Below are 235 nucleotides of genomic sequence, written 5' to 3'. Positions count from 1 at the left end.
GTCGAGCCAGTTGCTCCGGTCGAGCCAGTTGCACCGGTCGAGCCAGTCGCACCGGTATCACCTGTTGCTCCAGTCGAGCCTGTTGCTCCAGTCGAGCCAGTTGCTCCGGTCGAGCCAGTTGCTCCGGTCGAGCCAGTTGCACCGGTCGAGCCAGTCGCACCGGTATCACCTGTTGCTCCAGTCGAGCCTGTTGCTCCAGTCGAGCCAGTTGCTCCGGTCGAGCCAGTTGCTCCGG

1 protein-coding gene is annotated in these 235 nt (G+C 64.3%); it reads left to right on the top strand.

All coding sequences use genetic code 11. The features are described 5' to 3' along the window. Window positions 1–235 (top strand): hypothetical protein (locus EOA36_RS38730; protein ID WP_245464590.1); only part of this gene is annotated, 235 nt, incomplete at both ends.

Source organism: Mesorhizobium sp. M8A.F.Ca.ET.021.01.1.1, from assembly GCF_003998025.1.
In the GTDB taxonomy this organism is placed as follows: domain Bacteria; phylum Pseudomonadota; class Alphaproteobacteria; order Rhizobiales; family Rhizobiaceae; genus Mesorhizobium.
Note: the sequence above shows the minus strand (reverse complement) of the source record. Positions and strands in the feature narration are given on the sequence as shown.